Annotated in this window: 1 protein-coding gene; it reads left to right on the plus strand. The window is 58.2% G+C overall.

What is annotated here, in order from left to right; all coding sequences use genetic code 11:
- Positions 1 to 294 (plus strand): glutathione S-transferase family protein (locus P1J78_RS25220; RefSeq protein WP_374213432.1); only part of this gene is annotated, 294 nt, incomplete at its 5' end.
- Positions 295 to 395: the final 101 nt, after the last annotated feature.

Below are 395 nucleotides of genomic sequence, written 5' to 3' on the forward strand. Positions count from 1 at the left end.
ACGGGTGACCCAGCAGGTGTCGCCGCTGCAGCACGTGATTTCATTGATCGCAACTACTTGATTCTTGAAGCAGCCTTTGATCGTGGGCCCTTCATACTCGGAGATGTTCTATCGGTAACTGACATCTACGTTTGGATGCTGACGCAATGGCATCACGACTTCGACTGGTTGGCAAAGCGGTGTCCGAGAATTACCGAGTGCATCCTCGCCGCCATGGAGCGACCTGCCATTTCATTGGTTCACAATGATCAATTCGGACCGGGCCTTGGTCTGAAAGCTCTCCCGCCATTCTGATTGACGGTCCGGATTGGGCTCGAAGCAGACCTGCGCCGGCGCGGCAGGCCCCTGACTCCAGCGCGCCGGGCCTGCAGGCGCTGACGGCCCCTTCCGGTCAT

It is taken from the genome of Psychromarinibacter sediminicola (assembly GCF_029168335.1).
Lineage (GTDB): Bacteria > Pseudomonadota > Alphaproteobacteria > Rhodobacterales > Rhodobacteraceae > Psychromarinibacter > Psychromarinibacter sediminicola.